21 protein-coding genes and 1 pseudogene are annotated in these 25794 nt (G+C 40.3%); 10 read left to right on the top strand and 12 right to left on the bottom strand.

Annotated features, from left to right (window positions below; genetic code table 11):
• Positions 1–2 precede the first annotated feature (2 nt).
• The 4 genes from AC0VZ4_RS03455 to AC0VZ4_RS03440 all read right to left on the bottom strand — a co-directional run bounded on the left by AC0VZ4_RS03455 (position 3) and on the right by AC0VZ4_RS03440 (position 3870).
• Positions 3–1250 (bottom strand): efflux RND transporter periplasmic adaptor subunit, encoded by a 1248-nt coding sequence (locus AC0VZ4_RS03455; protein ID WP_475440913.1) that lies wholly within the window; start codon positions 1248–1250, stop codon positions 3–5.
• Positions 1247–2500, bottom strand: coding sequence for a TolC family protein (locus tag AC0VZ4_RS03450; protein ID WP_475440912.1), 1254 nt, complete (start codon positions 2498–2500; stop codon positions 1247–1249). Before AC0VZ4_RS03450 ends, AC0VZ4_RS03455 begins: the two co-directional genes overlap by 4 nt.
• Positions 2501–2650: 150 nt before the next feature.
• Positions 2651–2971, bottom strand: a complete 321-nt coding sequence (locus tag AC0VZ4_RS03445) for a hypothetical protein (protein WP_008135125.1) — start codon at positions 2969–2971, stop codon at positions 2651–2653.
• 80 nt (positions 2972–3051) lie between these two features.
• Positions 3052–3870, bottom strand: coding sequence for an AraC family transcriptional regulator (locus tag AC0VZ4_RS03440; RefSeq protein ID WP_475440911.1), 819 nt, complete (start codon positions 3868–3870; stop codon positions 3052–3054).
• A gap of 112 nt (positions 3871–3982) precedes the next feature.
• Here AC0VZ4_RS03440 and AC0VZ4_RS03435 point away from each other — a divergent pair, with 112 nt between their 5' ends.
• Positions 3983–7069, top strand: a complete 3087-nt coding sequence (locus tag AC0VZ4_RS03435; protein WP_475440910.1) for a beta-galactosidase — start codon at positions 3983–3985, stop codon at positions 7067–7069.
• Between the two features lie 52 nt (positions 7070–7121).
• Here the strand turns inward: AC0VZ4_RS03435 and AC0VZ4_RS03430 are convergent, their stop codons facing one another.
• Together AC0VZ4_RS03430 and AC0VZ4_RS03425 are read right to left on the bottom strand one after the other, a co-directional pair.
• Positions 7122–7568 (bottom strand): DoxX family protein, encoded by a 447-nt coding sequence (locus AC0VZ4_RS03430; RefSeq protein WP_475440909.1) that lies wholly within the window; start codon positions 7566–7568, stop codon positions 7122–7124.
• A gap of 216 nt (positions 7569–7784) precedes the next feature.
• Complete coding sequence (locus AC0VZ4_RS03425; protein ID WP_475440908.1) at positions 7785–8930, bottom strand: iron-containing alcohol dehydrogenase; 1146 nt, start codon at positions 8928–8930, stop codon at positions 7785–7787.
• Between the two features lie 181 nt (positions 8931–9111).
• Here AC0VZ4_RS03425 and AC0VZ4_RS03420 point away from each other — a divergent pair, with 181 nt between their 5' ends.
• Positions 9112–10008, top strand: a complete 897-nt coding sequence (locus AC0VZ4_RS03420) for an AraC family transcriptional regulator (RefSeq protein WP_475440907.1) — start codon at positions 9112–9114, stop codon at positions 10006–10008.
• 51 nt (positions 10009–10059) lie between these two features.
• On the opposite strand, the gene AC0VZ4_RS03415 is transcribed toward AC0VZ4_RS03420, so the two are convergent.
• A complete protein-coding gene (locus AC0VZ4_RS03415; protein ID WP_475440906.1) occupies positions 10060–10479 on the bottom strand; it encodes a VOC family protein in 420 nt (139 codons plus the stop codon).
• 276 nt (positions 10480–10755) lie between these two features.
• On the opposite strand from AC0VZ4_RS03415, the gene AC0VZ4_RS03410 reads away from it, so the two are divergent.
• Complete coding sequence (locus AC0VZ4_RS03410; protein ID WP_096794077.1) at positions 10756–11061, top strand: hypothetical protein; 306 nt, start codon at positions 10756–10758, stop codon at positions 11059–11061.
• Positions 11058–11432, top strand: a complete 375-nt coding sequence (locus tag AC0VZ4_RS03405; RefSeq protein ID WP_007378224.1) for a hypothetical protein — start codon at positions 11058–11060, stop codon at positions 11430–11432. The genes AC0VZ4_RS03410 and AC0VZ4_RS03405 overlap by 4 nt, the downstream gene beginning before the upstream one ends.
• Here AC0VZ4_RS03405 and AC0VZ4_RS03400 read toward each other — a convergent pair whose 3' ends face one another.
• Both AC0VZ4_RS03400 and AC0VZ4_RS03395 read right to left on the bottom strand, forming a co-directional pair.
• Entirely contained in the window at positions 11433–12251 is an 819-nt protein-coding gene (locus AC0VZ4_RS03400) for a sterol desaturase family protein (RefSeq protein ID WP_033029956.1), read from the bottom strand.
• Positions 12248–12694, bottom strand: a complete 447-nt coding sequence (locus AC0VZ4_RS03395) for an SRPBCC family protein (protein ID WP_337150772.1) — start codon at positions 12692–12694, stop codon at positions 12248–12250. The genes AC0VZ4_RS03400 and AC0VZ4_RS03395 overlap by 4 nt, the downstream gene beginning before the upstream one ends.
• 125 nt (positions 12695–12819) lie before the next feature.
• Here AC0VZ4_RS03395 and tnpC (AC0VZ4_RS03390) point away from each other — a divergent pair, with 125 nt between their 5' ends.
• Both tnpC (AC0VZ4_RS03390) and AC0VZ4_RS03385 read left to right on the top strand, forming a co-directional pair.
• Positions 12820–14259, top strand: coding sequence for an IS66 family transposase (tnpC, locus tag AC0VZ4_RS03390; protein ID WP_475439674.1), 1440 nt, complete (start codon positions 12820–12822; stop codon positions 14257–14259).
• 122 nt (positions 14260–14381) lie between these two features.
• A pseudogene (locus AC0VZ4_RS03385) lies at positions 14382–14786 on the top strand (MBL fold metallo-hydrolase); the annotation flags it as partial.
• A 29-nt stretch (positions 14787–14815) separates the two neighbouring features.
• On the opposite strand, the gene AC0VZ4_RS03380 reads toward AC0VZ4_RS03385, so the two are convergent.
• Positions 14816–15577, bottom strand: a complete 762-nt coding sequence (locus tag AC0VZ4_RS03380; protein WP_475439610.1) for an IS5 family transposase — start codon at positions 15575–15577, stop codon at positions 14816–14818.
• 296 nt (positions 15578–15873) lie between these two features.
• The gene (gene tnpC, locus AC0VZ4_RS03375) at positions 15874–17313 is read right to left on the bottom strand and encodes an IS66 family transposase (protein ID WP_475439674.1); all 1440 of its coding nucleotides are present in this window, start codon (positions 17311–17313) and stop codon (positions 15874–15876) included.
• 130 nt (positions 17314–17443) lie between these two features.
• Here tnpC (AC0VZ4_RS03375) and AC0VZ4_RS03370 point away from each other — a divergent pair, with 130 nt between their 5' ends.
• The 4 genes from AC0VZ4_RS03370 to AC0VZ4_RS03355 all read left to right on the top strand — a co-directional run bounded on the left by AC0VZ4_RS03370 (position 17444) and on the right by AC0VZ4_RS03355 (position 24846).
• Positions 17444–18142 carry a hypothetical protein gene (locus AC0VZ4_RS03370; RefSeq protein ID WP_475440905.1) on the top strand — a complete coding sequence of 233 codons (699 nt, stop codon included), beginning with the start codon at positions 17444–17446 and terminating at the stop codon, positions 18140–18142.
• Positions 18143–18343: 201 nt separating this feature from the next.
• On the top strand, positions 18344–21088 hold the full coding sequence (locus AC0VZ4_RS03365; protein WP_475440904.1) for an Ig-like domain-containing protein: 2745 nt from the start codon (positions 18344–18346) through the stop codon (positions 21086–21088).
• Positions 21089–21104: 16 nt separating this feature from the next.
• On the top strand, positions 21105–23783 hold the full coding sequence (locus AC0VZ4_RS03360; protein WP_475440903.1) for a TonB-dependent receptor: 2679 nt from the start codon (positions 21105–21107) through the stop codon (positions 23781–23783).
• Positions 23776–24846 (top strand): cytochrome-c peroxidase, encoded by a 1071-nt coding sequence (locus AC0VZ4_RS03355; protein ID WP_475440902.1) that lies wholly within the window; start codon positions 23776–23778, stop codon positions 24844–24846. Before AC0VZ4_RS03360 ends, AC0VZ4_RS03355 begins: the two co-directional genes overlap by 8 nt.
• Here AC0VZ4_RS03355 and AC0VZ4_RS03350 read toward each other — a convergent pair.
• Positions 24841–25758 carry a LysR family transcriptional regulator gene (locus AC0VZ4_RS03350; protein ID WP_475440901.1) on the bottom strand — a complete coding sequence of 306 codons (918 nt, stop codon included), beginning with the start codon at positions 25756–25758 and terminating at the stop codon, positions 24841–24843. The two genes, AC0VZ4_RS03355 and AC0VZ4_RS03350, sit on opposite strands and share 6 nt — an antisense overlap.
• Positions 25759–25794 lie beyond the last annotated feature (36 nt).

The following is a 25794-nucleotide window of genomic DNA, read 5'->3' as shown; positions in this document are numbered from 1 at the left end:
TCCTAGTGAGCGTGGCTTGCGCCGCTTTTTAAAATATCAGCTTTAATGACATAACTATTGTCTGTTACGTATTCGCTACCCGCGTTTAAACCTGCAAGTACTTCTACCCACTCGCTATTTTTTGCGCCTAAGGTAACGGGGCGCACTTCAAATACATTATTTTTACGAACAAACACACTGGGTTGACCGTTAAACTCTTGAATGGCTTGTGGCTTTACACGCACGCTGACATTTATTTTAGCCACACTTACATCGCTATTTATATGCATGCCTGGGCGCCAATGCCCGTCTGGGTTATTAAGCTCTATACGGGCACGCGCTATGTGCCCGCCTGTCATCATTGGGGCTATAAAAAACACTTTGCCTTGCGTATTTAAATGGTGATGCAAGTCGTACACTTTAGCGCTTTGGCCAATGGCGAGTTTTTCAATGTTTTCAGGAAAAGCCGACAGCTCAACCCACACTTTATCAAGGTTAACTACCTGCATCAGTGCGCTGGTGCTTGCAAGCTCGCCACGCTTTAAGTATTGCTCGGTTACAACGCCGCTAATTGGGCTTTTAATAGGGTAGTTTTGCAGTGTTTCGCGGTTGGTTACATTGGCAAGTACGTCGCCTTTTTTAACGCTTTGACCAATGCTTACAAAAATATCGCTGATCAATCCTGTATACGGTGCCATTACTTCTACCGTGCCGTGCTGCGTTGGTGCAATAACACCAAAAAGCGTATCGGTAATATCCACTTCACCACTTTGCGCTATCTCGATTTTAATGCCAGCGCGCTTAATAGCTCGCTCTGTTAACGTGGTACGGCCTTCGTGTTGGTCGTACTCATAGCTAATGCTCTCGCCTTTATAATTAGCAGTAACGGCAAGTGCAAACGAATGTGGTTCGTTAATTGATTGCGTACTCACAAGATAGTCGCCCTCAGCTGTAAACTGTATATTTTGCGACCCTTCAACTAAACGTTTTAAGCTCATTGTTATGTTTAAGTCGTTTATATTAATTGGCTTGTTTTGTTTATAGCCGTATACACGTAGCTCAACATTACCTGCAAATTCTTGCAATTTAAGCTCAAGAGTTAATTTAGGGTCAGTTAATAAAAAACCGCCGTGCGGGCCTTGCTTTTGCTCGTGTTGATCAGCTTCTTTATGACCTGACTCGCCATGCTCTGCAGAGGCAAATGCATGTGTACTTACAAAGCTGCTGGCAAACGAAAGTGATACTAGTAATGCGATTATATTTTTATTCATGATTGATGAGTCTCAATTAAAGATTGGCCTGTTAAACGCTCAAGAGTAAGTAACACTTGGTACAGCTCTGCGTGAGTGGTAATAAGTGTGCGTTTAGAATCAAAAAGTGCTTGTTGAGCATCAAGCAATTGCAACACCGAAATTTGTCCACGTTGATAACTTTTTAAGCTTTGCTCAATCAATGTTTGTGCCTGAGGAATTATTTGATCGGATAACAGCTTTGCCTGATTAGCTCGACCTTGATAATAAGCGTACAAAGTACGTACTTGCTGGCGTAACTGGATGCGCAATTGCCCTTGCTGCTCATTTAAAAGCATGAGCTGACTATTTGCAGCTGCAATATTTCCGCTATTTGAATTACTTATTTGCAGTGGCATAGAAAACGAAAACACTAATGAGCTGGAGTCGCTTTGTTGGTTATAGCGCACGCCTCCCCCTATATTAATATCGGTTTGTCCGTTTGCTTTTTGCAATGTTAAGTTGGCTGTTTGCTGTAAATATTGCTGCTGTAATAATGCAAATTCAGGGGCTTGGTTAACCGCATCTAAAAGTGCTTGCGCTGATTTAAGCGCAGTAATTGCATTAATATTGCCAGCAAAAGTGTTGTAGGGTTGATCCTCACTCCACAGCTCGTTAAGTGATAAACTTGCTCGCTCAAATTCACTATTAAGCATGGCTTTATCAAGCTCTACTTGGCTAAGTGCATAACGCATACGCGTTACATCGGCTTGCGACGCTGCACCCGCATTAGCTCTTTGTTCAATCGCTTTAAGTGCTTGGGTTACTACCTGTTTACGCTCGTTATTTAAACTTAATAATGTTTGAAATTTAAGCCCTTGGTAGTATCGCTCAGCAGTGGTTGCCAATAATGCTAAACGGGTATTTTCATACTGTATTGCTTGGGCTTTAATATTGGCGGTTGCGTAATTAATACGACTTTGGCGCTTATCGCCCAGCTCTATTAGTTGGCTAAGCCCAAGCGTTATTTCAGCGCCTTGAATGCCACGCGCCTTGTTTGTGCCAAGTAAGTTTTCGGCTTCAACATTCAATACAGGATTAGGCGAAAGTGCAGCTTGAGTTTTAAGCGCACTCAATATTTTTTGATGATAAGGGTAGCGTTTTAATACCGGGTTTTGTTGTTCGGTATTACTCAGCGCTTGCTTAAGGGTTAATGTTTTAACATTCGCCAAAGTACTAAAAGCAGGTAACGCGCACATTAGCGCCACCAGTATAATTGGTTTTTTATTCATATAGCGTGTCCGTTTTTTAACAAACAGAGTTAACTTAATCACTACGCCTACTTTAAAAACAAGCGCGATCAAGTAACCTAAATATGCATATAACTAGCCTAATAGCGCATAAACGCAGGCTCTAATATACAAAGTATTTAAAATTAGAAACTAGCTATAAAAATTTGGTGGCGGTACATCTGGCGGGTAATTTAACCCGTTATAGCACGCAGGCGAAGTTGCTTTACTTTGCTCAGGGCTTATTGAATGGCTAGAGGTGCTGTTGTAGCCACAATGGCAATGTTGGTGGGCATGAATTTCGGTAGTTGATGTTTTATCGCTTTGGTTATCATCGGCTGTGGAGTCGCCTTGCGATAACGAACTGGTTACGTGATCAACATCTTCTTGCAAATGATACGCAGCGCCATCACAGCTAATAAAGCTGTGTACAAGCACTAATAATATCACTATTAAAAAACGGTTTGAGCGCATTACCTACCTAAAACTCTAAAATGCAATTTAAGAAATCGCACAATACCTTAAATTTATTCAAATGTAGAGAGCCGCTAACGTTATTTTCTAAATTCGCTTGGCGACACACCTACCGACTTCTTAAAACGTTTGGAAAAATTAAAAATATTAGAGTACCCCACATAATTTGCCACATGCGATATTGGCCAAGCCGTGTTTAACAATAAGTTTTTAGCTCGCTCAATGCGTAAATAGATAAGTTGTTGTATTGGGCTTTTACCAAATTGGGCTTGGCATAACCGATGTAAATGCGGCGATGAGTAATGCACATGTTCGCACATTGCCTCTATTGTCCAATCAAACTGCAAGCGCTTATCTACCTCTTCAAACAAACTAATTAAACGGTTATGCGCCGCACCTTGTGAGTTATTTTGCAGCGTAGCATTTAAGTAATGACTTAAAATAGGCGTTACGCTTTCGCGTAAATTAGCATTGGGCTCGCTATATAAAAGCTCCAAAGCAAGGTGTAACGGCTCAAGTTTTTGCTCGGTTAATACCAATGCTTGCGCTAAATTTAAATGCTGCCAACGTTTAGTATTTGCAAGGTTTAACCAAATAACATCCCAATGTTCAGCATCAATTTTCACTTCAAAGCTTTGCTTTGCTGGTAGCACAATAAGTGTATTGGCATTAAGTGTGTACTGCTCATTTTGTGTTGTTAATTTACCTTGCCCTGCAAGCGTATAAAAAAGTGTATGTTCTAGCGGTGCTGAGCGTGCTACACAATAACGACCCGATAGGTTTGAGCAACCCGCAAGTGCTATTTCAAGGTTTGGCATTTGCGCGAGCGTTTGTGAATCAATAAAGCGTTCTATACAACGCGGACCAATATCGAGTATGTCTTTAATGTTATAGCGCATAATTAAAATGATAGTTTTGGACAAATAAAGGAGAGCTTTAAGCATAACCCCTGTGATTATTTTTAGCTATATTTAGCGCATTATAATTGCCCGCTTATGCAATAGGATAAACATGACCTCTTTACAGCACATAATTAATCGCCGCGATTGGGAAAGCCCAATTTCAGTACAAGTTAATCAAGTAAAAGCGCACAGCCCACTCAATGGTTTTAAAAGCGTTGAACATGCCCGTACTAACACACAATCGCAAAAAAAAAGTTTAAACGGTCAGTGGGATTTTAAATTATTTGATAAACCCGAAGCGGTTGATGAATCACTGCTAAGTGAAACACTAAGCAAAAATTGGCAAAGTATTCCTGTGCCTTCTAACTGGCAATTACACGGCTTTGATAAACCTATTTACTGTAATGTTAAATACCCATTTGCAGTTAACCCGCCGTTTGTACCAAGCGATAACCCAACTGGTTGCTACCGCACTGAGTTTACTATTACGGCGGATCAATTAGCGCAGCGAAACCATATTATCTTTGAAGGCGTAAACTCGGCGTTTCACCTGTGGTGTAACGGTCAATGGGTGGGTTATTCGCAAGATAGCCGCTTGCCAAGCGAGTTTGATTTAAGCGAGCTGTTAGTGGCTGGTACTAACCGAATTGCGGTTATGGTTATTCGCTGGAGCGATGGCAGTTATTTAGAAGATCAGGACATGTGGTGGCTAAGCGGTATATTCCGCGATGTTAATTTACTTACTAAACCGCACCACCAAATACGCGATGTATTTATAACCCCCGATTTAGACGCCTGCTACCGCGATGCGACTTTGCATGTAAAAACAGCGATTAATGCACCAAATAACTATCAAATAGCAGTACAGGTTTTTGATAATGAGCAAGCATTGTGTGAGCCACATATACAAAGCACTAACAATAAACGCGTTGATGAAAAAGGCGGCTGGAGCGATGTTGTATTTCAAACCATTGATATACAAAGCCCTAAAAAGTGGACCGCCGAAACCCCCTACTTATACCGCTGTGTTGTAAGCTTATTAGATGAAAAAGGCAACACAGTAGATGCAGAAGCCTATAGCATTGGCTTTAGAAAAGTGGAAATGCTTAACGGGCAGCTTTGCTTAAACGGCAAACCGCTACTTATTCGCGGTGTTAACCGCCACGAACACCACCCAGAAAACGGCCATACAGTTACTACCGCCGACATGATTGAAGATATTAAGCTGATGAAGCAAAATAACTTTAATGCTGTACGTACTGCTCACTATCCTAACCACCCTCGTTTTTACGAACTATGTGACGAGCTAGGTTTATACGTAGTTGATGAAGCAAATATAGAAACCCATGGCATGTTTCCTATGGGGCGTTTAGCTAGCGATCCGCAGTGGGCTGGTGCATTTATGTCGCGTTATACACAAATGGTTGAGCGCGATAAAAACCACACCTCAATTATTATTTGGTCACTAGGAAACGAATGCGGACACGGCGCAAATCATGATGCTATGTACGGCTGGTCAAAAAGCTTTGACCCCTCTCGCCCAGTGCAATACGAAGGCGGCGGCGCAAATACAACGGCTACCGACATTATTTGCCCTATGTATGCTCGTGTAGATACCGATATTAAAGACGATGCGGTACCTAAATACTCTATTAAAAAGTGGCTAAGCCTACCGGGTGAAACGCGACCACTTATTTTATGCGAGTACGCCCATGCAATGGGTAACAGCCTAGGTAGCTTTGACGACTACTGGCAAGCATTTAGAGAATACCCACGCCTGCAAGGTGGCTTTATTTGGGATTGGGTAGACCAAGGTTTATCTAAAACTGACGAAAACGGTGAGCATTATTGGGCTTACGGTGGCGATTTTGGTGATGAACTAAATGACCGTCAATTTTGTATTAACGGCTTATTATTTCCAGACCGTACGCCCCACCCTAGCCTGTTTGAAGCTAAATACAGCCAGCAACATTTACAATTTACGCTGCGCGAGCAAACTAAAAATCAATACACCATTGATGTATTTAGCGATTACGTATTTAGACACACCGATAACGAAAAGCTCGTTTGGCAATTAATGCAAAATGGCGAATGTGTTGAACAAGGCGAGCAAATTATTAATATTGCTCCGCAAAGTACACACACGTTAACGATTAAAACTAAAACAAAGTTTGAGCAAGGTGCGCAATATCACCTTAATTTAGATGTAGCACTTATTAACGATTGTAGCTTTGCAAGTGCAAAACATATATTAAACACCGAGCAGTTTAAGCTTATAAATAGTAATAATTTAAACAGTAAATCATTTGCATCAACTACAGATCAAAGCGCTATAAGTGTTAGAGAAACCGACTCCCACCTATGTATTGAAAACGATAAGTTTAAACTTGTTTTTAGCAAGCAATCAGGGCTTATAGAGCAGTGGTTACAAAACGATAGCCAAGTTATTAGTAGCCCACTGGTTGATAACTTTTATCGTGCCCCGCTTGATAACGACATTGGTGTAAGCGAAGTAGATAACCTAGATCCTAATGCATGGGAGGCACGTTGGTTACGTGCAGGTATAGGGCAATGGCAGCGCACATGTAGCTCAATTCATGCCGTTCAATCAAGCGTTGATATACGTATTACTTGTGTATTTAATTATGAATTTAACGGCGCAGTACAAGCAAAAACACAATGGCTATATACACTAAATAATACCGGCAATATTAGCTTAAATATTGACGTGCACTTAAACGATACTCTGCCACCAATGCCGCGTATAGGGCTGAGTACAACACTTAACAAGCAAAGCGATACAAAAATAAACTGGCTAGGTTTAGGGCCTTTTGAAAACTACCCAGATCGCAAAGCCGCAGCACGTTTAGGTTATTACAGCTTGAGCTTAAATGAGCTACATACACCGTATATATTCCCAACTGATAATGGCCTGCGTAGCGATTGCCAATTGCTGAGTATTAATAGCTTAACTGTAACTGGCGCGTTTTTGTTTGCAGCCAGTACTTATTCGCAAAGTACGCTAACGCAAGCAAAACACACTAACGAACTCATTGCTGATGATTGCGTACATGTACATATTGATCATCAACATATGGGGGTTGGTGGCGATGATTCATGGAGCCCAAGTACACATAAAGAATATTTACTTGAGCAAAAGCAGTACAGCTATTCTTTAACATTATCTGCTAAATAATTTAAACAAAAATAGCGGCCAAATTGGCCGCTATTTTTTTAATTTAAAAATTCTATTTATTAGCTAGTTTTTTAACTAGTACGTTATCAAGAGAAAAGCTTCCCGCTCCTTGAATTGCTAAAACGACAGTTACTACTAGTAACGTTAATGCATATTCATAACCATTGTTTGCCATAAATAAGCCATTATTAATATGTACGCTAAAAATAGCAATCAGCATAGTAAAGCCAGCAACTAAAGCAGCTGGGCGTGTTAATAAACCAATTGCTAATGCAATGCCACCAAAAAATTCAGCGCTACCTGCCATCATTGCTAACCAATAGCCAGGCTCTAAACCAATACTCGCCATCCATTGACCTGTACCTTCAAGCCCGTAACCGCCAAACCAAGCAAATAGCTTTTGTGCACCATGTGCCGCTAAAATAAGGCCAACTGGCACTCGTAAAATTAATGCTGCTATGCCTGCTTTTGAGCTAAGTAATGTATTTAGTAATTTCATGAGTTTTAGTCCTGTTTGAATTTATTTAATCGTTAGGTTTTTCCTAACCGTTGAACACAGTTTACTATCATCATTAAAAAACATTAATATGGAATTTATTGGTTAATTAGCAACGCAGTATTTATAATAATCCATAAAAAAACCGCCAACCTAAAGGTGACGGTTTTTTATTAACATATTACTTAGTATATTTAAGTAAGCGCTTAGCTTTGAAAATTAAGCGACTGCTTGCTCTAAAATTTCGCGGCTTTCTTTAAGCGTAATAGCTTGGTTTTCACCAAGTGCTAGCATGCCGTGCGCTTCAAGTTTGCCAATAATATTGTCAATAGCTGCAGCTTTATCATCGCCATGCTCAGTAAGCTGGGTCGCTACGTCGAGGCTGTGGTAAAACGCTTCAATCTCTAGAATTGTTTTCTCAGCCAGGTCGTCAGATTGCTCAAGACCAAACACATTTTTACCCATTTGCTCAAGCTTTGCTTTTTTAACTGCAAATTGGTTGCGCAGTAAAGAAGGCTGAACAATAGCAAGTGAACGTGCATGATCAACGCCGTAAGCGGCTGTAAGCTCGTGACCAATCATGTGCGTAGCCCAATCTTGCGATACGCCAGAACCAATTAGACCGTTAAGTGCTTGGTTAGCAGACCACATAAGGTTTGCGCGCCATGCGTCGTCTTGGTTTTCAAAGTTATCGCCCAGTGTTTTAAGCGCTTTTAATAGTGCTTCTGCGTAGCCATCTTGTACAAGTGCGCCTGCTGGGAATGTTAAGTATTGCTCACAGGTATGTACCCACGCGTCTACTAAACCATTTACAAGTTGGCGCTGTGGTAATGTTTTCATTACATCAGGATCCATAATTGCAAACTTAGGTTGTACCGCAGGAGACATAAACGGAAGTTTTTGTTTAGTCGCAGCTTTGCTCACAACAGAACCTTGGTTAGACTCAGAACCTGTAGCAGGAAGAGTAAGTACTGCCCCAATAGGTAATGCGCTAGTTACTTTATGTTTACCAGTAGGAATATCCCAACCTTCGCCATCATAAACTGCAGATGCTGCGATGTATTTAACGCCGTCGATTACTGAGCCGCCGCCTACACCTAGTACAAAGTCGATACCTTGTTCTTTACAAATTTTTACTGCCTGGTCTAGTACTTCAATTGTTGGGTTAGCGCCAACGCCCGAAAACTCTACCCAATCAAAGCCTTCAAGTGCTGCAGCAACTTGGTCGTACACGCCGTTCTTTTTAATTGAACCGCCGCCGTACACTACAAGTACTTTTTGATCCTTTGCGATCAAATCAGTTAGTGAGGCAATTTGTTCTTGGCCGAACTGGATAAGTGTTGGATTTACGTAGCTAAATTTCATTATTTTGCTCCTAGGTGACGGTTAATTGCTGAGTACTTTACTTAGTTACCTAATAAAGTATCGATGTGTGCATATTAATGGCAAAACAAACATAAAAAAAGCCCAATAACTCGCAAAAGCTTGCCTAAAACTATCAACGTTGTTATTTTACGCAAAATACACTCAATTAAAGATGCCTTTTATGCCTACCATAGCCAATATGTTGCAACAATACGCCGAGCATAATCAATTACTCAGCTTTGAAGGCACCATGGAAACTATCATTCCAGGCGTGTATTTTCATCGAGCAACTAAAAGCTCGTCGCGCCAGCCGCTTATATATAACTCAGGTATTATTATTGTTGGACAAGGCCATAAAATAATTCACTTTCCTGAACATCAAATAAAATACGGCGCAGGCGACTACTTAGTCCTTGGCGTACCGGTGTCATTAGAGTGTGAAGCATTTACTGATAACGACTTACCCGTTATGGGCATTGCCATAGATATAAACCCTGCAATGCTACACAAACTCGTTAATCAAATAATGCAGCATAAGCCTCTTTCAGCGTCATCGTCTTCAGCACAAATTGGCGCAGTACAGTCGGCAACTTTAGATACAGCAATGGAGCTCGTTACTCATCGGTTATTAACTGTTTTAAATAACCCCATTGAAGCTGACATTTTTGGCGAGGATATAGTAAAAGAATTGGTATATCGCGTACTTTGTGGTCCACAAGGACATACTTTAATAGGGCTTGCGATGCATGATGGGCATTATGCACGTATCGCCCGCACGCTCTCAACTATGCACAGTAGTTATGCCAATCAAATTACGGTTGAAGGGTTGGCTGAAGATGTAAACATGAGCGTATCGTCATTTCATCGTGCTTTTAGGCAAGTTACGTTTGAATCCCCTCTACAGTATTTAAAAAAAGTACGCTTAGCTAAGGCTAAGGAACTTATAACCACTAGTGGAAGTAAAGCCAACGAAGCTGCATTAAAGGTTGGCTATACCAGCCCATCGCAATTTAGCCGCGAATTTAAACGCCACTTTAATAAAACACCTAGCGAAGTATTAACTCAGCTACATAGCTAGCCCACAAAAAAGCCACTATAGAAAGTGGCTTTAAATAGCACGAGTGAAAAACTATACTTTTTTAAATAAAACCTCTGGGTTAACCATGGTTTTCATTTCAAGTACATTGCCATTTGGATCTTCAATAAAAAATGTTTCTTGCTCAAACTCATCACCAATAAAGCGACGGTAAGGTTTATCAAGATACTCTATACCCGCACTTTGTATTCGTGCTTTTAACGCGTTAAAGTCGGTTTCTGATAAATGAATACCAAAATGCGGTACAGCTACAGCGCCCATATCTACGTCGTGGCGCACTGTAGGAAGACGCTCAACACTTTGATGCAATGTTAACTCGTTACCCCAAAAGTCGATATCAACCCAGCGACCCTCTTCACTATTACCGGTTTTACAACCAAGTACGTCACAATAAAATGCTTTAGTGACTTTTAAATCACCAGCTGGAATAGCTAAATGCAAACAGTTAGACATAAATTACCCTTGGTTAACTCTTTTAATATACTAAATTACCCGCATTATACATAAATCTTAATTTATAGAACATTAACAGCCATATAATTAAGCATATTTAATACTTTCAAAATAATTAATAAACAACCTTATTAAAGTTAGTGAATACTTATGCAATTATATTTGCAGGCAGTGCTTTAAAACCAAAAAGGGTTACTTTAAAATGCGTGGACTATGATTAAATTCTTATCTTTAAAATTCATCACTTTTTTTATGGGTTTTATATCCTGCTTTGTAATGCATACAACATTTAATGTTCCATTAGTGATTTCAGCCGCATTAACTGGGCTCATAGGATCGTTTATACCGTTTCCTAAAAACGTTAAAAATCACCCTTATGCTGCTATTTATGCCGGTAGTTTTGCTGGCATGTGCTCGACTAATTTAATTACTAGTTATTGGGAGATTGTAATTATCTCGCTTATAGGTGCTAGTTTGTATGTGCTTTCCATGAACTTATTTACTGGTTTTGGCGGCAAGTTAGGTGGTGTTGCTTTTGCAAGTGTTGCAATATTTGTATTAGCTAAAGGGATTGTATTATGAGCCTTGAATATCCGTTAATTGCGCTGCTAGGGGCATTTTTAACGTTTTTTTTAGCAAAACATAATCGCTTTGATGCCATAAGAGCATCAGCTGCGCTTTCCATTGTTGCCTATCTACTTCTTAGCGTGCTTAACTTAAACCCTGAGCTTTACAGCATTGTGTTTTTTGGCGGCACATTTATAGGCATGAGCGCCCCACATCGCTTTGGTATATATACTGTAACTAACTCAGCCATTATTTTTTCAATACTCTTTGAGTATTTAGTTCCAAGGCTCGATGGCTATGGCGGCGCACTTGGCATTAGCGCGTTTTTGTCTGTATGTATTTGCCATACTTTTATTCTACTAGGCGCACCAAGAAGTAAAAAATAGTTAGGATTTACGAGAGCATGTGGGGTAACCAAATAAAACGTTTAGCTTTGCTTTAATGCCTTTTACTCTATAGATGCTTTTTATCAAATAGTCCCATTGGTGAAATGTTATTTTAAATGGGTTGTTAGTCTTTAACTGTCCTACGATGCCATATTTACAGGTTTTATTTGGGTCTTCCTCAACAAAGGTGCCAAATAATTTATCCCAAATAATTAATACACCCGCAAAATTTTTATCCAGGTAGCCTGCATTAATTGCATGATGCACTCTGTGATGAGAAGGTGTATTAAACACCTTTTCAAACCAACCAAGCTTATTCACTATTTGTGTATGCACAAAAAACTGATACGCCAAGTTGAGCGCCACAACAGTTAGGACTGTCATTGGGTCAAACCCGATCAACATCATAGGTAACCAAAATATCCACATGCCCACCAAGGGATACATTAAGCTTTGCCTAAACGCGGTAGTAAAATTCATTTTAGTGGAACTATGGTGTACGACATGCGCCGCCCATAACCAATGAATATGATGTGATGCTTTATGAAACCAATAGTACAAAAAGTCTTGCAGTAAAAAAGCACATAAAATAGAAAATACAGAAAGCTCTATATCAAACAAGCGGTATCCGTAAAGCCAATAAAAAAACGGCATGAGTATAATTAATGAAAGCGCATCTGCTCCTTGATGCATTAAAGCCAAAACCGTATTAGCTAGGCTGTCTTTTATACTGTAATAACGCCTAAACGCTATAAATTCAAATACTACAAAGGTTAAAAATACAGGGCTTAAGGCAAGTAAAATAATTTCAACACTCATGTTGTGCACTCCTTAAAATAGCGCTCTAATTTTGTAAGTGCGTTTTTAATATCTTTTTTAATGAAAAATTTAAGTATAAAACTGGGCATCCACCAAGGTGAAATACACTGTATAGAATAAGTAAGCTCAGTAGAGATAAATGCCTGCTTTTCGATAACAGTTAAATAAATATCACCTTGATGAGCAGCCACAGGCTTATTGCCCACAATTTGATAGCAAATGTGATTATCGCTAGCACTTATAACTTGCTCAGTAAAAGTATACCCTGATGTTCTAACTTGCCTCACGGCTCCTTTTCCGCCGCTTATCTGCCCGCAATTTTGCGGTTTCAATAATAAAAATTGAGCGTTAAAAAACCTATTTAAACGTTCATGATCAAGCAACACATTAATTATTTCAGTGGGAGGAGCCGCAAGGTTTTGTTTTAAATTTATTAATATCACTGCTATAACCTTAAAAATTAGTAACTATTCACCATGGTAAATTATTTTCAAAGGATCTTTTTTAACTATTGACCGATCCCGCCAGTATGCCAAGCTAGGGCTATGACCTAATAGCCCTAGCTTCAATGAATTTAAACAGCATCAACATCGACGAAATCGTTGAGAAAACCAAAGCTCAATTACAAGAAGGTAAAACTCTCACGCCTGCGCTGAAGATGTCTATTGAACTCATTCTGGTTGTCGTTGTTATGTTAGCAAGTAAATTAGGACTTAACAGTAACAATAGCAGTATCCCGCCATCAAAAGACATCAACCGAAAAAAACAAAACAAAGAGAAATCAGCCAAGTCAGCGGGTGGTCAAAAAGGCCGTGCAGGTAAAACACTAACCCAAACACAGACGCCTGATGAGATCAAAATCATCCTAGTTGAACGTGATTTTTTACCGAAAGGTCACTACCGTGAAATTGGCTTTCAAAAACGACAGGTTGTCGATATAGATATCAGGAAAGTGGTCACTGAATACCAAGCACAAATTCTGGAAAATGAGCAAGGTAAGCGTTTTATTGGTGAATTTCCAGAAGACGTTAACAGTCCTATTCAATATGGGGTTGGTGTAAAAGCCCATGCAGTTTACCTATCCCAATATCAATTACTCCCTTACAACCGCATTGAAGAATATTTTTGTGATCAACTCGGTATTCCAATCAGTGCGGGTAGTTTATTTAACTTTAATGAACAAGCAGCGGCCTTGGTAAAGTCCTCCGGCGCAGAAGCCGCGCTCAAGAAAGCCCTGAAAACGACTTATCAAGCCTTACACGTTGATGAAACGGGGATTAATATAGGTGGTAAACGACGATGGCTTCATGGTGCATCAACGACGTGGTGGACGTATTTTTACCCGCATGAGAAAAGAGGGAAAATAGCGATGGATGACGCCGATATTTTACCTCACTTTACTGGGGTACTATGCCACGACCACTGGAAACCGTATTATCAATATACACAGTGCCAACATGCCTTGTGTAATGCACATCATATCCGAGAGTTAGAAAGGGCATGGGAGCAAGACGGTATGCAATGGGCAAAGGATTTGCAAACCCTACTGACTGAAATCAATAAACATCAAATAGATAACCCCGAGCTAGATGCAGACACAAAAGCTCACTATATAGAGAAATATCAACAAATATTGGCTCAAGGTGACATTAAATGCCCTCCACCGGATAGAAACAGCCGAGTAAAAGGCCAGCGAGGCAGATTGAAACGAACAAAGTCTAGAGCGTTGTTAGAGCGGTTAAGAGATTATCAAGATGATGTCTTACGGTTCATGACGGAAACAGCGGTGCCTTTTAGCAACAACCAAGGTGAGAATGATATTAGGATGACCAAGGTTCATCAAAAGATATCTGGGTGCTTCAGAAGCATGCAAGGTGCAGAGATGTTTTGTTTAATCAGAAGCTACCTCTCGACTTGCAGAAAACAGCATGTATCAGCAAGCCTAGCCCTTGAATTACTCTTCAAAAATCAGTTACCTGATATATTTATTGAAAATGTGGCTGAATAGTTACGATCTTTTTACTTAAGTTTAGGCTTAGGTTTAAGTTTTAATTTAACTAACAACTGAAATTTTTTACGGCCTTGCACTCTCTTCTTTTAATAGCGTTATCAACTTAAAAGGGATGGTGTATGCCCCCCTTGCTACAAAAACTATTAACTACAGCCCTATTATTTATAGGCTTTGCCACACAAGCCTATGAAATAGAAGACCTAGGCAATGGCTTACATCGCTTTATAGACGACAGACACCGCTCCGTATTTTTAATCACTCCTGAGGGCGCAATTGTTACCGACCCGCTTAACAAAAAAGCCGCCACCTGGTTAAACGAGCAAATTAAAACTCGCTATAACGTGCCTGTAAAATATGTAATTTATAGCCATAATCACAGCGATCATATTTACGGCGCCGAGGTATTTAAAAGCCCGCACACCACGTTTATAGCGCATAAACTCGCTGCGCAAGATATTAAAAACACACAAATGAAAACAGTAACGCCCAGCCTTACTTTTGATGACGAGTTACTGCTTACTCTTAGGGGCTGTTGATCTTTGTAGTATATATATTAATCAGCCCATATTGGTAGCCACATCATAGTGAATGCTAAAGCGAGCATGGAATGATAATTCCGCTCAAGCTTTTCATACCGTGTGGCTATCCCTCTATATTGTTTGATCCGACCAAAGGCATTCTCAACTAAGTGCCTATATTTGTACATGCACCAGTCAATATCTTCATTACCCACTAAACTGTTATCCTTGCGTGGAATAACGGGTGTAGCGCTATTGTCACGAATAAACTCTCTTAGTTTTTCACTATCGTAGCCTTTATCTGCGACAACAACATTACTCGTTGGGCAATTGGCTACAAGTGACTCTGCATGGACGATATCATGCGTATTTCCACAGGATAATTCATAATAAACAGGCAATCCTCCGCTATCTACTGCAAGATGAATTTTAGTCGAATTACCACCTCGACTCTTACCGATTGATTCATTGTCAGCGGTTCTTGCACCGCAACTATGCTGGTGAGCCCTGACAATACTGCCATCAATAAAGATCCAATCCATATCAGCATAGTGGGATAACACTCGAAATAATTCATTCAAAATATCTTTTTTGGACCATAAATTAAATCGTCTATAAATAGCACTCCACGAGCCGAAATAAGACGGTAAATCTCGCCAAGGAATACCGGTACGCATCTTATAGAGTATGCCTTCGAGCGTTTTTCTATGCTCAGGCTTATTATAAATTCGACCACTTAAGTGCATTACTTTTGATAAGACATTCCATGTCGCGTCTGTTAACATTAATCTTGGCATGAGGGTTCGGTGTAACGTTTTTTAGCGAATTCAATTATACCTTATCCTTATGCTGTTTGTTTTTTATACCGCAAAGATCAACACGCCCTAGTTTTATAATTGGTAACATTGTTAAAAACACCAGTATTATGGGTATACTTTTATGTTTTTCATATGGTGGCCACATGGCTTTAAGTACTTACATCATTCAAAGCGATAACGGCTTTACAGACCTTGTTTTGGTAAGCTTATATGTATGTTCATTAGCATTATTAAATCGTTTCTCTGCAAAATATTTATAGCTTGAATTAAAGTAACTATTCAGCCACATTTTCAATAAATATATCAGGTAACTGATTTTTGAAGAGTAATTCAAGGGCTAGGCTTGCTGATACATGCTGTTTTCTGCAAGTCGAGAGGTAGCTTCTGATTAAACAAAACATCTCTGCACCTTGCATGCTTCTGAAGCACCCAGATATCTTTTGATGAACCTTGGTCATCCTAATATCATTCTCACCTTGGTTGTTGCTAAAAGGCACCGCTGTTTCCGTCATGAACCGTAAGACATCATCTTGATAATCTCTTAACCGCTCTAACAACGCTCTAGACTTTGTTCGTTTCAATCTGCCTCGCTGGCCTTTTACTCGGCTGTTTCTATCCGGTGGAGGGCATTTAATGTCACCTTGAGCCAATATTTGTTGATATTTCTCTATATAGTGAGCTTTTGTGTCTGCATCTAGCTCGGGGTTATCTATTTGATGTTTATTGATTTCAGTCAGTAGGGTTTGCAAATCCTTTGCCCATTGCATACCGTCTTGCTCCCATGCCCTTTCTAACTCTCGGATATGATGTGCATTACACAAGGCATGTTGGCACTGTGTATATTGATAATACGGTTTCCAGTGGTCGTGGCATAGTACCCCAGTAAAGTGAGGTAAAATATCGGCGTCATCCATCGCTATTTTCCCTCTTTTCTCATGCGGGTAAAAATACGTCCACCACGTCGTTGATGCACCATGAAGCCATCGTCGTTTACCACCTATATTAATCCCCGTTTCATCAACGTGTAAGGCTTGATAAGTCGTTTTCAGGGCTTTCTTGAGCGCGGCTTCTGCGCCGGAGGACTTTACCAAGGCCGCTGCTTGTTCATTAAAGTTAAATAAACTACCCGCACTGATTGGAATACCGAGTTGATCACAAAAATATTCTTCAATGCGGTTGTAAGGGAGTAATTGATATTGGGATAGGTAAACTGCATGGGCTTTTACACCAACCCCATATTGAATAGGACTGTTAACGTCTTCTGGAAATTCACCAATAAAACGCTTACCTTGCTCATTTTCCAGAATTTGTGCTTGGTATTCAGTGACCACTTTCCTGATATCTATATCGACAACCTGTCGTTTTTGAAAGCCAATTTCACGGTAGTGACCTTTCGGTAAAAAATCACGTTCAACTAGGATGATTTTGATCTCATCAGGCGTCTGTGTTTGGGTTAGTGTTTTACCTGCACGGCCTTTTTGACCACCCGCTGACTTGGCTGATTTCTCTTTGTTTTGTTTTTTTCGGTTGATGTCTTTTGATGGCGGGATACTGCTATTGTTACTGTTAAGTCCTAATTTACTTGCTAACATAACAACGACAACCAGAATGAGTTCAATAGACATCTTCAGCGCAGGCGTGAGAGTTTTACCTTCTTGTAATTGAGCTTTGGTTTTCTCAACGATTTCGTCGATGTTGATGCTGTTTAAATTCATTGAAGCTAGGGCTATTAGGTCATAGCCCTAGCTTGGCATACTGGCGGGATCGGTCAATAGTTAAAAAAGATCCTTTGAAAATAATTTACCATGGTGAATAGTTACGAATTAAATAGGAATAAACCAAGTAATGCTAAAATTAGTGCTTATTTACATATCGTTATTATGCTGTAGCTTTTCAACAAGCGCGCTGGTGGTCGTTAAAAAAAACACCCTGTATTACAGTGGCCAAATTACTGAGGTTCAAAATAATAAAGCTTCTGAACTTTTAAAAAGCAATTCCTCGATAAACGCATTAACGATTACCAGCGGTGGCGGTAACATCGATTTTGGTATGGATTTAGCTGACTTGATCGCCGCTCATAAACTTAGCGTGAGCATAAAAGACTTTTGTTTTTCATCTTGTGCTAACTACATACTACTCGTAGGGCAACCGACAACCATTGAGAAAAATGCAATAGTTGGCTGGCATGGCGATGCAGCCTCTGCAAAATGGCTCGACAGTGATATAGACACTATGGTCAAAAATTTAGATGAACCAAAAAAAAGTAAAAAATGGCAAGTACTCCGTGCACATTATGATCAGGTTATAGCCAAAGCAAGTAAGCGAGAACGAGCAATGTATAAACGCTTTAATGTAAATCATGACCTACTTACTGTGGGTCTAGAGCCAAGTTTACGCAAAGCAGCAATAAAAAAACATGCGCGAGGCTGGACATACTCACCCAAGGCACTTGCGTCTTTAGGTGTTAAAAATATAATTTTTAATCAGTGGCAACCTCGTTCCGTTAAGCACTTCCCTTTATTAATAATAAAAGACGTTAATTAAAGCTTAATCTATTGTTTGCTAAGGAATAACCATTCAGCCTTAGCAAACTACCATTCTATTTTTTAGTTTATTTAAACCCCTTAAACTTTATTTCATTCAATAAATCACCTTAATTTATCATATAAATTACTTTTTCCGTATAAAATACAATTGATATGCGTTATCATTTGCAACATCATCAACCTTTACTGTTCAATAATCATGAATAAGCTAATTCAACTCACACCTATATTATGCACTTTAATTTTAACTGGTTGCGGTGGTGGCTCTAGTAATAAAGCACCTTTATTTAATGAGCCAAACCTAAGCTTCACTTTAAACGAAGACACCTCTTTTACTGCTCAAGTAACAGCCACCGACGATGACGTCCTAAGCTATACACTTGCTAACGCGCCAAGTAATGGCATCATAGCAGTAGAGGCTAACGGTGAGTTTACTTACACACCATTTAGTAATTATTTTGGTGACGATACGGCAACCATAAGTGCAAACGATGGAAGTTTAACGGCAAATGTAGTAATACGCTTTGCTATTGAAAATGTTAATGATGCTCCTCAACTTCTCGCCACTAACGTGTTTGTTACTTCTTCAACCACCACCGAAGGGGTTATAACCACACAGGACTTAGATGGCGACACCGTAACTATTAGCCTAATTACCCCACCAAGCAATGGCGTAATGAGCATAAATAGCACCACAGGTGAATTTACCTATAAGGCACAAACTCTAAGCAGCATTGATGAACAATTTGAAATTAGCTACACAGATGGCTTAATTAGCGAGCCATTAACGGCTATTATTTCGCTAAGCCCTTCTTATGTAACTAACGAAGATAAACTTAATTATTACTACAGCTCTAGCTTATCTCACTTAAAACAAGCAGATGAGTTAAGCGTAAATATTGCTGATGAACTTTCTCGATATGACGTATACGCAACACAAGCTGCTGCCTATGCGCGTGCAGGTTTTTTAGATACTGCTAGCGACTATTTAGCGCTTATAAACGAGCAAACCGCACGTTCTTCAGCATTAAAAGAGGTAGCGCAAGCACTTGATGAAATAGGCCAAACAGAAAAAGCAAACGATTACCGCGACCAAGCAGTAGCAGCCTACAACCAATACTTAGCTGATAAAGGCTTTGATAACATTGCCTCATCAGACGCATCAGCGCTTTATTCTTTAGTAAAAAGCTATTTAGCTGCGGATCAAGTTTCGCAAGCAAGTAATTTGTTAAATACTATTTCGTTATACGCTGAACAAGTACGTGAAGAAGAATACACATCGAGCTATGGCTTTTTTTTAAATGGTGTACGCTTATCAATAGATGACGCTCTAGAAAGCTATGCGCAAAGCCTAGATGAAAGCGATTTAACTCAAGCTAAATTACTTGCAAACAACTACGCGCAACTCGCGGTAAAAGCGGGTTACAGACTAGTACGTAGCGGCGAATACAAAGGCCAACCATACGAGCAATACAAAACGTTGCACGGGGCATGGGCTGCGCAATACCTTTATAGAGCTGGCGAGTTTGAGGCCGCAAAAGATTACACTAACCAAGTACTTGCTATGTATGGCTCAACGGGTTTTGATAGTAACTATAACTATAGTACGTCGGCTTATAGCGCCGCTACATTAGATAACTACACCTACCCTATTCAATTTTTAGCAGGCTTAATTGAAGGCTTATACCAAAGCGACGAAAACCCAGCAATAATGCTATCAGACAGCGAAACCGATATAAACAACGCGCAAGAACAAGTGTACGGCTTTAATATAGCTAACCGCCTACTTGCCGGTGAAGATATAAACAGTGCCGCAGCACAAGCTCGCAGCTTTTTTACTGAAAACGGCGATTACAGCGAATTTTTTAGAGCGCTAACCTCACTTGATAACGTCCCTGGCACAGGCCTAATTTTAAGTGAAGCCGGCAGAAACGACTTAGCACAGCAAGTATTTACCTATGCTGGCGACTTTTTAGTCTCTGATGAATACATTAGCAAAGAGTTATCAACCACAGTTTTAACGGGTTACAAGGGCTGTAAATCGTTAGTTGATTTAACAGCGCGAGTTGATGGCGATGCAGCAAGTGCAGCGAATAAATGTTTAACTATGCTTAATACGCTCAATGCAGGCGATGTACGTACGCTAAGTAATAGCTCATCAATTACAGCTCATAATCAAGTAATGGTATCGCTTATTAAAGGCGGCTTATCGGAGCAAGTAGCTGGTGTACACAATCAACTACTTAGCTACATTGCACTAGATGAAGATACCGAAGACAGGTTTGAAGCCCGCCTAGAAACATTAGGTTATTTAGTTAATGCCAACCAAACATCACTGGCAAGCACCACCTTAAATGATGCCATTGCCGAAATCACGCCTGCGTTAAATGAGTTAACAAGCGATCAGCTAGAAACTATATTAGCCGCTGTTAAAGCTGAAGTCATTGGTTTAGAAGCGGCTACAGGCGGGGAATTTGAACGTTACTCTATGCTTTCAAGCATGGGCACAAACGCGGCCAATATAAGTGATTTTTCAGCAAATTATAGTAATGCAAAAAATCAAGCAAGCACGCTTTTAAATACGCTTGAGCCTCTTATTTTGGGTTTTGCCAATACAATTATTGCCGACAACATGGAAGATTTAGTTAACAGCTTTACGTTAATTAACGATATTACTAAAGCACAAAGCCTAATAACTAATGGCGTTAATGGCGAGGCTGATCAGCTTGAGCTTTACATAGGCATGACCAACTTAGTTGCCTCACGCGATGACTTTAGAGGCATAGCTATTGCGAGCGTAGACACCGACCACGACGGCTTACCTAACTTCTTTTTACCTAATAGCAGTGATGAAGACATAGCCTTAGCTGGATTAATAGCCGACCAAGACGCTGATAATGATGGCGTAATTGATAGCGAAGACACAACCCCACTAGGTATTTAACAAAGAGCCGTAATATATGCAGACACCGACTACCCTCGCGTGTCTGCTTTTGCTTTCTCAGGGTGTATACGCCGCAGAGCAGCAACAGCAGACAGAGCCAAAACCACAGCCATGTAACGAACTTAAAAATGAGCAAAAAGAGCGCTGTGAAGCACTTGAGCACATTGAAGTAAAAGGCCAGTACATAGGCATAGAAGTACCCGAAGTTATTGGACGTTCTTACTTAAATCGTGACTTTATAAACGCCACACCTAAAGGCAACGGCGATATAAATGAACTAATTGCCCTGCTCCCTGGCGTACAGCTAAGCAACGAGGCCTACTCTATTGGTAGCCTCGCAGAAATTAGCGCACCAGAAATTTCTATATCAGGTGCGCAACCTTGGCAAACGGGGTTTTCGATTGATGGCATGAACTACAATAACCGCATAGACCCTGGCAGTTCATCTAGGTTGAGGTCATCGTCAAACGATGTGTCGGGCGGCGTACAAAGCATGAATGTAAACTCAGATGTAGTTGAATCAATCACAGTGTACGACCATAACATTCCGGCAGAGTTTGGTGGTTTTTCGGGTGGTATTGTTGATAGTAAAACTAAAAGTGTATTTACAAACGACAGCTATAGTTTTGGCGTACGTGGCAATCAAAGCAGCTGGGGGAGTTATCACTTTATAGAAGCCGAGCAAGACAGCTCTCAGCAAAGTGTTGACCAAAGCACGCTTGAAGAACCTAAATACGAAAAAATAAGCTACAACTTACGTGCTAATAAACAAATTAACGAGCGCCATGGCTTAATGATGAGCGTTAATTACTTAACTAGCGATATTAGTGATTTGTCGTTAGGAGAAGTCAAAACGCAAAGCCGTAAAAACATTAATGCCATTGTAAAATATGGTTACCGTAATGGCTGGATAGACGCATTAGATTTAACTTTAATGTATTCACCTTACGAAGTAGATGACTTTATAACCGACGCCAAAGACAGTGACTTTCATTTAGAAGGTGGTGCAATTGGCGCCGTGGCGGCACTAACTGAACACTTTGATTTAGCAACGTGGCACAGTAATCTTAATTTTAGTATGAGCGACAGCAGCCGAGAAGGCCCTGCTCACTTTTATAACTGGCTACAAGCAAAAGGAAAAGATTGGGGGCAATACGCCGACCAAGGCGATGCGCAAACACGTTACTCTCGCCAAGGGGGTTATGGCGCGCTCGATAACACCCAATATACCACCAGCTGGAAAAATACCCTCGACTTTAAGACGTTTGAATTTGCTGGCACAGAGCACCGTATTAAAGCAGGTATTGAGCTTATTCGCCAAGAAGTAGAACGCGAACGTATACAAAATAGCTACGGCTATGACTCGCCAATTATATGGTCTAGCGCTAGCACGCCACTTAATTGCAGTGGCTATACACTTGACTGCCAAGCACTTGAAACAACTATATCGATTGACGAACTTGCAGCGCAGTTAGGCGGCGAAATTGATTTTAATAATAAAGATCACAATAAAGCGTACAGTAATAATGTAACAGCCACCGCGCAGTATTTTAATGGCCGTTTAGTAACTCCTGCAGAGTATATAAATGCAACCTTAAATCGAGCCTCATTTTATGCAACAGATAGCATTACATTAAGGCAATTAAATCTAAACTTAGGTATGCGCTACGAATATGATGACTTTTTAGCTAATCATAATATCGCACCGCGTATATCGCTTGGTTACGATGTATTTAACGACAACCGCACTATTATTAGCGCAGGCGTTAACCGCTATTACGACTCAGCTATTATTGGTTATAAAGTAAAAGAACAGCAGCGTTTTTCATACCGAGAGTACCGTCCTATCGAAAATGGCTACCTTCAAGGTTGGCTGCCATCTAACTACACAGGCGCATTTAAATACCGCTTTGATGATGTAAATACCCCCTACGATGACGAGCTAGCATTAGGCATAGCCCACTCCTTTGAGAAAGCAGGAAATATATCGCTTAAGTATGTAAAGCGTAAAAAGCATCAGCAGTTTTCTCAAGTTACCGACGAGGAAGCAGGCAGCGATGGTTATAAATATATTTATATGACTAACGAAGGTGATGGCAGCTCAGAGCGCTACTCAATATCGTGGAGCGCGCAGTTTGGTAGCCACTCATTATGGGCTAACGCCTCATACGCTGAAAACAAAATTTCAAACGACGAATACAGTGCTAGCGCTGAAAATACCCCGCTTGACGAACTTGTTTATTATGTAAATGCAAGTGGCAGCGGCAAGCCTGTAACGCTTGGGCAGCTTGCTCAAATACGTACCAACTTTGGTATCCCTGTTACAGGCGCACTTGGCTGGAATGTTGATTGGAGCGACTCATTTAGTACAGGCTTAAACGTCACCTATAGTGGCAGCTACACCAGCGCTGTAAGCACCGGCGCAAGTCAAAGCATTGGGCTTGCAAAAAGCTGTGCAAGTTGCCCCGTAGAATCAAGTTTAGTTGATAAATACGAAGAGCGAGAAATGCGCGCCAGAACCATGCTAGGGCTAAGTTTACGCTATAGCCATAACCTAACAAAAACTCAATCTATTGACATTAGAGCGGATATTTCTAACTTATTAAATGCCCGTACTTACACAGTAAACGAAGGTGCATCAGGCATTGAGCCTGGGCGTATGTTTTGGCTTGGAGTAACTTATAAATATGATTAAGCAACTTTGTGTAATTACATTATTACTCTCCTTTAGTATGCACGCTCAACAATACAGCAACAAAGAGTTACGTGGTTTGTATAGTAAGAGCCAAGTAAACTGGCCTGCCATTCAAACCAGTGATGAGCGTATAGTTGAGCCTCTTTCGTTATTGCCAATAGCTACTCCATTGCCAGAGCACGTTGCACTTGGTAATAAGCTTTTTCATGATCCACAGCTTTCGCGTGATAAAACCGTAAGCTGCGCAAGTTGTCATGAACGAGATAAGGGGTTTCATGATGGTCGTGCCACTGCTATAGGTATAAATGATCAAGTGGGCACCCGCAATACCCCTGCTATTTTTGGTATAGATCAGTGGCAAAGCTTTTTTTGGGATGGTCGCGCTAAAACAGCTGAGCAACAAGCACTTATGCCTATTAGCAATCCAATTGAAATGGACTTAGAGCCACAAGAAGCCTTAATACGGGTCAATAAAGATAAAAGCTATACGGCATTTAATAAAAGTGCCTTTAATTCAGACACGCTTTCTATGGCACAAATGGCAGAAGCCCTCGTTGCATTTGAGCGAACACTCATTGCACCTAATACTCGCTTTAAATCATTTATTAATGAGGTTCAGAGTAATCCAAAAAAAGCGCTTAGACGTTTATCAGATAATGAATTAAACGGATTACATTTATTTAGAACTAAAGCGAAGTGTATGACTTGCCACAATGGCGCGCTATTAAGTGACAACCAATTTCATGGCACTGGTCTTCATTACTACGGCCGTAGTTTTGAAGATAAAGGCCGGTTTAATTTTACAAATAATCCAAGTGATATAGGGTTATTTAGAACCCCTTCTCTACTTGGTTTAACTGAAACATTTCCATGGATGCACAATGGACTTTTTGATGATCTACTAGGCATAGTAAATATGTATAACCATGGTGGAGCAAGACCTAAGCCTAGGAAAAACCAATTAAACGATCCACACTTTCCTAAGACGACGAAACTGTTAAAACCATTAAAACTCACCAAGCAAGAGCGTTTAGATCTTGTTGCATTTTTACGGATTTTATAAGTTTTGTAATTGCTCTATCAACCATTTATGAATTGGGCTGTTATTAGTACGTGGATGCCATGCTGCTATCACTTTAAAAGTAGGTGGAAGTGCCTCAACTTCTAGCAGTCTAACTTTACTATTTGGTAATAATCTTGAAGGGTAAAACGCGAGCATATCAGTAGTATGTAAAATGTCGGGCACCGCTGAAAAACTCGGTACCGACATAACAATATTACGTTTTAGCCCCTGGCTTTCAAACCATTGATCGTGCGACCCGCGTAAATTAGCGCGTGAAGGCGACACCACCAGCTGCGGGTGCGCTGCAATTTCCGACAGTGTTAAGGGCTCATCTTCAAACTCATTTTTACAGCCTGTAATACACAAGTGCTGCTCTTCTAGCAAAGTGACATACGCTAAGTTGTCAGGTATAAACTCTGGAAAGCTTATCAGTAAATCAAGCTCGCCTGCCGTTATAAGTTGATTAACGTTGTCAGACGCAAAGTCGCGCACTATCAGCTTTAAACCTGGCGCTTCACGGCGGGTAATATTAAATAATTGCGGCAATAAAGCCTGCGTGGCGTAGTCGGTTGCGCTTATGGTAAACACACCTTTATAAGTTTGCGGGCTAAACTGCTCAGGCTCTAGTAACGACTCTATTTGCTTTAAAATATGATTAACAGGCGCCTTTAGCCCTTGCGCTTTAGGAGTAGCAACCATGTTATTGCCTTGGCGAATAAACAAACGATCGTCAAATAAATCTCGTAGCTTTCGTAGTTGCTCACTAATAGCTTGTTGCGTTACCCCCATTTTTTTGGCTACTTGTGAAAGGTTTTGCAGTTCTAATAAGCTACTGAGTACTCTTAACTGCTTTATATCAAGCCGACTAATACCATTCATAATTGTATACTGTACAAAAAAGTGTTGTTTCAAATTGTATCTTTAAATCTCTATGCTGCCAATGTCGCT

Source organism: Pseudoalteromonas sp. QJM3NY_22 (assembly GCF_056173065.1).
Note: the sequence above shows the minus strand (reverse complement) of the source record. Positions and strands in the feature narration are given on the sequence as shown.

What these genes read in the sequence shown, in the direction of transcription:
- AC0VZ4_RS03455 (WP_475440913.1), bottom strand. Translation starts at nt 1,250, where the DNA reads ATGAATAAAAATATAATCGCATTACTAGTATCACTTTCGTTTGCCAGC.
- AC0VZ4_RS03450 (WP_475440912.1), bottom strand. Translation starts at nt 2,500, where the DNA reads ATGAATAAAAAACCAATTATACTGGTGGCGCTAATGTGCGCGTTACCT.
- AC0VZ4_RS03445 (WP_008135125.1), bottom strand. Translation starts at nt 2,971, where the DNA reads ATGCGCTCAAACCGTTTTTTAATAGTGATATTATTAGTGCTTGTACAC.
- AC0VZ4_RS03440 (WP_475440911.1), bottom strand. Translation starts at nt 3,870, where the DNA reads ATGCGCTATAACATTAAAGACATACTCGATATTGGTCCGCGTTGTATA.
- AC0VZ4_RS03435 (WP_475440910.1), top strand. Translation starts at nt 3,983, where the DNA reads ATGACCTCTTTACAGCACATAATTAATCGCCGCGATTGGGAAAGCCCA.
- AC0VZ4_RS03430 (WP_475440909.1), bottom strand. Translation starts at nt 7,568, where the DNA reads ATGAAATTACTAAATACATTACTTAGCTCAAAAGCAGGCATAGCAGCA.
- AC0VZ4_RS03425 (WP_475440908.1), bottom strand. Translation starts at nt 8,930, where the DNA reads ATGAAATTTAGCTACGTAAATCCAACACTTATCCAGTTCGGCCAAGAA.
- AC0VZ4_RS03420 (WP_475440907.1), top strand. Translation starts at nt 9,112, where the DNA reads ATGCCTACCATAGCCAATATGTTGCAACAATACGCCGAGCATAATCAA.
- AC0VZ4_RS03415 (WP_475440906.1), bottom strand. Translation starts at nt 10,479, where the DNA reads ATGTCTAACTGTTTGCATTTAGCTATTCCAGCTGGTGATTTAAAAGTC.
- AC0VZ4_RS03410 (WP_096794077.1), top strand. Translation starts at nt 10,756, where the DNA reads ATGCATACAACATTTAATGTTCCATTAGTGATTTCAGCCGCATTAACT.
- AC0VZ4_RS03405 (WP_007378224.1), top strand. Translation starts at nt 11,058, where the DNA reads ATGAGCCTTGAATATCCGTTAATTGCGCTGCTAGGGGCATTTTTAACG.
- AC0VZ4_RS03400 (WP_033029956.1), bottom strand. Translation starts at nt 12,251, where the DNA reads ATGAGTGTTGAAATTATTTTACTTGCCTTAAGCCCTGTATTTTTAACC.
- tnpC (WP_475439674.1), top strand. Translation starts at nt 12,820, where the DNA reads ATGAATTTAAACAGCATCAACATCGACGAAATCGTTGAGAAAACCAAA.
- AC0VZ4_RS03380 (WP_475439610.1), bottom strand. Translation starts at nt 15,577, where the DNA reads ATGCCAAGATTAATGTTAACAGACGCGACATGGAATGTCTTATCAAAA.
- tnpC (WP_475439674.1), bottom strand. Translation starts at nt 17,313, where the DNA reads ATGAATTTAAACAGCATCAACATCGACGAAATCGTTGAGAAAACCAAA.
- AC0VZ4_RS03370 (WP_475440905.1), top strand. Translation starts at nt 17,444, where the DNA reads ATGCTAAAATTAGTGCTTATTTACATATCGTTATTATGCTGTAGCTTT.
- AC0VZ4_RS03365 (WP_475440904.1), top strand. Translation starts at nt 18,344, where the DNA reads ATGAATAAGCTAATTCAACTCACACCTATATTATGCACTTTAATTTTA.
- AC0VZ4_RS03360 (WP_475440903.1), top strand. Translation starts at nt 21,105, where the DNA reads ATGCAGACACCGACTACCCTCGCGTGTCTGCTTTTGCTTTCTCAGGGT.
- AC0VZ4_RS03355 (WP_475440902.1), top strand. Translation starts at nt 23,776, where the DNA reads ATGATTAAGCAACTTTGTGTAATTACATTATTACTCTCCTTTAGTATG.